At 62.4% G+C, this 4,159-nt stretch carries 5 protein-coding genes; 4 read left to right on the forward strand and 1 reads right to left on the reverse strand.

The annotated features are described in order from the left end of the window. The 3 genes from JJE47_11100 to JJE47_11110 all read left to right on the forward strand — a co-directional run. Positions 1-579, forward strand: a 579-nt coding sequence (locus tag JJE47_11100) for an enoyl-CoA hydratase/isomerase family protein (GenBank protein ID MBK5267967.1), incomplete at its 5' end; no start/stop codon positions are given. 2 nt (positions 580-581) lie between these two features. Beyond that, a complete protein-coding gene (locus JJE47_11105) occupies positions 582-1,631 on the forward strand; it encodes a mannose-1-phosphate guanylyltransferase/mannose-6-phosphate isomerase (protein MBK5267968.1) in 1,050 nt (349 codons plus the stop codon). Next, positions 1,628-2,470: a DMT family transporter gene (locus JJE47_11110; protein MBK5267969.1), complete on the forward strand. Its 843-nt coding sequence runs from the start codon at positions 1,628-1,630 to the stop codon at positions 2,468-2,470. Before JJE47_11105 ends, JJE47_11110 begins: the two co-directional genes overlap by 4 nt. Positions 2,471-2,495: 25 nt before the next feature. Here the strand turns inward: JJE47_11110 and JJE47_11115 are convergent, their stop codons facing one another. Continuing rightward, positions 2,496-3,929 carry a GuaB1 family IMP dehydrogenase-related protein gene (locus JJE47_11115; GenBank protein ID MBK5267970.1) on the reverse strand — a complete coding sequence of 478 codons (1,434 nt, stop codon included), beginning with the start codon at positions 3,927-3,929 and terminating at the stop codon, positions 2,496-2,498. 66 nt (positions 3,930-3,995) lie between these two features. Between JJE47_11115 and JJE47_11120 the strand changes: the two genes are divergently transcribed. After that, the coding region (locus tag JJE47_11120; GenBank protein MBK5267971.1) for a hypothetical protein at positions 3,996-4,159 on the forward strand (164 nt) is incomplete at its 3' end.

The following is a 4,159-nucleotide window of genomic DNA, read 5'->3' on the forward strand; positions in this document are numbered from 1 at the left end:
GACTCACCGGCCGCCAGAGCCAAGAGTGCCTATCAAGAGATCAAGCGCATGCAGGCCGCACTGTCGGCCGTGGCCGATTGTCCCAAGCCGGTCATTGCGGCCATTCACGGCTACTGCCTGGGTGGTGGGATCGACCTCATTACGGCCGCTGACATCCGGCTCGCCACCCGAGATGCCGTGTTCGCAATTCGGGAAACGAAGATCGCCATCGTGGCCGATGTCGGAACCCTGCAACGACTCCCGGCCATCCTTGGCTCCGGCCATGTCGCCGAACTGGCGTATACGGGCAAGGACATCGACGCCGCTCGCGCCGAGAAGATCGGACTCGTCAACGACCTATTCGACGACGTTGCCGGCCTCCACAAAGCCGCCCGGTCCATGGCTGAGGACATTGCCGCCAATTCTCCCCTGGTCGTACAGGGAACCAAGCACATCTTGCGAGCCAACGAGGGCCGAACGGTCGCCGAGGCTCTCGACTACGTGGCGCTCTACAACGCTTCCCACCTCCAGTCGGCCGACCTCATGGAGGCGATGGTCGCCTACGCGGAAAAACGCTCTCCGATATTCACGGGGAAATAGCCTTGATCATTCCCATAATCCTGTCGGGTGGATCCGGCACCCGTTTGTGGCCACTCTCTCGCAAGGCGATGCCGAAGCAGTTTCGATCACTCACGGGGACCAACACCCTGATCCAGGACACCGCCTCACGGCTCACCTCCCTGAGCAACGTCGACGGACCGCTGGTCGTTTGCGGGGCTGCCCATGTCGACCGCGTTATTGATCAGTTGGGAGCCGTCGGCGCCGTTCCATCGATCCTGATCGAACCGGCGGCCAAAAACACGGCTCCGGCAGTCGCCAGCGCATGTTTGGCGGCGGTCGAACGGGACCCGAAAGCCATCGTTGTGGTTCTTCCGTCCGATCACGTCATCGGTGACGTCGCCGAGTTCGCCCGCATGGTGCGCCTGGCCACCACCACGGCCGGCCAGGGCTACCTGACAACATTTGGGGTGATCCCCACCTACCCGGCAACTGGGTATGGATACATCCAGCCCGGCGAACCCATCGCGAACGGAGCGAGCCGGATTGCGGCGTTCGTTGAAAAGCCGGATGTCAAGACGGCGACCCGATATCTCGAGGGGGGATTCCTTTGGAACGCGGGGATCTTTGTGTTTGGAGCAGCGGATTTCCTCACCGAGCTGGAGATACATGCCCCGGCGCTGTATGAACTTGTGACAACCGCATACGAAAAATCCACGCTTACGGGGAACACTCGCCTCCTTGACAGCGACAGTTGGAACGCCATCGAGCCACTATCAGTCGACTACGCCGTAATGGAACCGACCACGCGAGGTGCCGTACTGCCGTTGTCGTGCGGATGGAGTGACATCGGGTCCTGGGCGACGTTACACGACCTCGGAAACGCCGACGAAGACGGGAATGTCATCGGTGGTCAGGTCTACCTGTCGAACGTGAAAAACTCGTATGTACGGTCGGAGTCGAAACCGGTAGTGGTTCTGGGCGTTCACGACTTGATCATTGTCGAAACCGACGACTCGGTTCTCGTGATGCATCGCGATTCAGCCGAAGACATCAAGACCGTCACTGAACGGCTGCCAGACGACCTGAAATGAGTGCGCTGCTCGCCCTGGCGTCGGCGATCAGTTTCGGGTTCTCAGACTTCTTCGGTGGGTACGCATCCAAACAAATGGCTGCTACCAGAGTGACTTTTCGGGCGGCCCTGACGGCGCTCGCTCTTGCCACGGCTGGTTGGCTGATCATGGGCGGCGAAATCACGCTCCGAGACACGCTGTACGGCGCCGGCTCCGGACTGGCCGGCATGCTGGGCCTCGTGTTCCTTTTCAAAGCCCTGGCCGTCGGACCCATGGCTGCCGTGTCGCCGTTGACCGCGTTCGTCGGAGCCATCGTGCCGTTCTCGGTCGGCTTGCTCGCCGGGGAGCGGCCCTCGGCGCTCGCACTGACCGGGGCGGCGTTTGGCCTCATTGCCGTTCCGCTCGTCTCCGGCTTTGACAGGGCGCCTGAACACCGACCGGCCCGGTCCACACTGGTCATGGCTGCCCTGGCGGGACTTGGCTTCGGCGCGTTCTTCGCGTTCATCGCTCAGATCGACGAAGCAGCGGGGCTCTGGCCGCTCATCCCGGCCAAACTGACCGCCATCGTGGTCCTCGGCACGATTCTCCTGGCCAAACGCGATCAGCCGGGAGCACCGCCGGCGGCGGCCCGATGGGCGTACGCGTCCGGGTTCATCGACATGCTGGCCAACATCTTTTTCCTGTTGGCCAGCCAGATCGGGCTGCTGTCCATCACGGGGGTTATCTCGTCCCTGTACCCGGCTGTAACGGTTGGGCTCGGTCGTGTCTTGCTGAAGGAGCGGCTCAGCTTCGTTCAGATCGCCGGAGTGGCGTTGATCATCGCGGCACTCGGCCTCATCGGCTACGCCCCCTTGACCTAACCGCCTCCTGAACGATTTCGAACGCCTAGAGCCAGGTCGAGGCGGTGGCGCGGCCTTCCTGAAACCCTGCCAATGATTGGACGCCGATGACCGCCCGCTCGGCGAATTCGGAAATGGTTCGGGCGCCGGCATAGGTACAGGAACTGCGGACTCCGGCCGTGATCTGGTCGATGAGGTCCTCGACGCTGGGACTCTCTGGATCAATGTACATCCGACTCGTGGAGATTCCCTCCTCAAAGAGGCTTTTGCGCGCCCGGTCGAATTCAGAGTCCCCCTTGGTCCTTAGTTGAACCGCCCTGGCCGAGGCCATCCCATAGTTCGACTTGAACATCCGACCGGCTTCATCAAACTGCAGGTCGGCAGAGGCCTCATAGGTACCTGCAAACCATGATCCAATCATGACCGACGCGCTTCCCGCCGCCAGTGCCAACGCCACATCGCGCGGGTAACGGACGCCGCCATCGGCCCAGATCGTCTTGCCAAGGGCGCTCGCCTCTGCGGCACATTCGAGCACGGCCGAGAATTGAGGCCGACCGACTCCTGTCATCATCCGGGTCGTACACATCGCACCCGGACCGACCCCCACCTTGATGATGTCGGCGCCGGCGGCAGCCAGATCACTCACTCCAGCGGCGGTGACCACGTTGCCAGCAACGAGGATGGTCGAGCCGATGGCGGATCGTACGCGTCGTATTGCTTCAATCATCTTGCTCTGATGACCGTGAGCCGTGTCAACCACGATGAGGTCGGCGCCGAGTTCCAAAGCCTGGGCAGCCCGCTCGGCCGGATCGCCGTTGATCCCCACTGCGGCAGCGACCATCAATCGGCCCTCGGTGTCGAGAGCCGCCCGGTACAGCCCGGCCCGCAACGCGCCTTTCCGGGTGATGGCCCCGACCAATTTGCCACCTTCCACGACCGGGGCGGTCGTGAGTCGCTCGTGGCTCAGCATGTCAAAGATGTCCTCTAAAGCCGTCCCGGCTTCGACCACGACCAGATCGCTATGCATGACCTCGGCCAGAGGGGCAAAGCGGTCAACGCCCTGGGCATCCGTCGGCGTGAAAATGCCAACCGGGGTGTCCCCTTCGACAACCACCACCGCTCCGTGGGCACGCTTGTAGACCAGCGACATCGCTTCTGAGACCGTCGAATTCGGATTGAGGGTTATCGGGGTGTCATAGATCGGGTGGGCAGCTTTGACACCGTCGATGAGTGCTGCGAGCACCTGGCGTGGGGCATCCTGGGGGAGGACGGCGATGCCGCCCCGCCGGGCCACGGTTTCGGCCATTCTCCGGCCGGCTACCGCGTTCATATTCGCCACGACCACCGGAATCGAAGTTCCCACCCCGTCAGGGGTCGCAAGGTCTACATCCAACCGACTTCCAGAAGTGGTGGACCCGGGCACCATGAATACGTCGCTGTAGGTCAGGTCATAGTTCGGAGCATCGCGCAGGAATTTCATGGTGGGCCTTTCCGCTACCCAGCATAGAACGTCGCGACCTGGCCAGAGCAGGTAGCGTCCTGTCCCATGCGGCGGCACCTGACCCTCAGTTCAATCATGGCCGGAGTGATGGGAGCCTCCACTTTTCCACTCGTCATCGCAGCTGTGCTTGCCTCGAGTCTGATCACCGAATTCGGCGTCGCGCGCTGGCAGATCGGGGTGCTGGCTACGGCGTCGTCTGTCGTTGGCGC

It is taken from the genome of Acidimicrobiia bacterium (assembly GCA_016650365.1).
Lineage (GTDB): Bacteria > Actinomycetota > Acidimicrobiia > Spongiisociales > JAENVV01 > JAENVV01.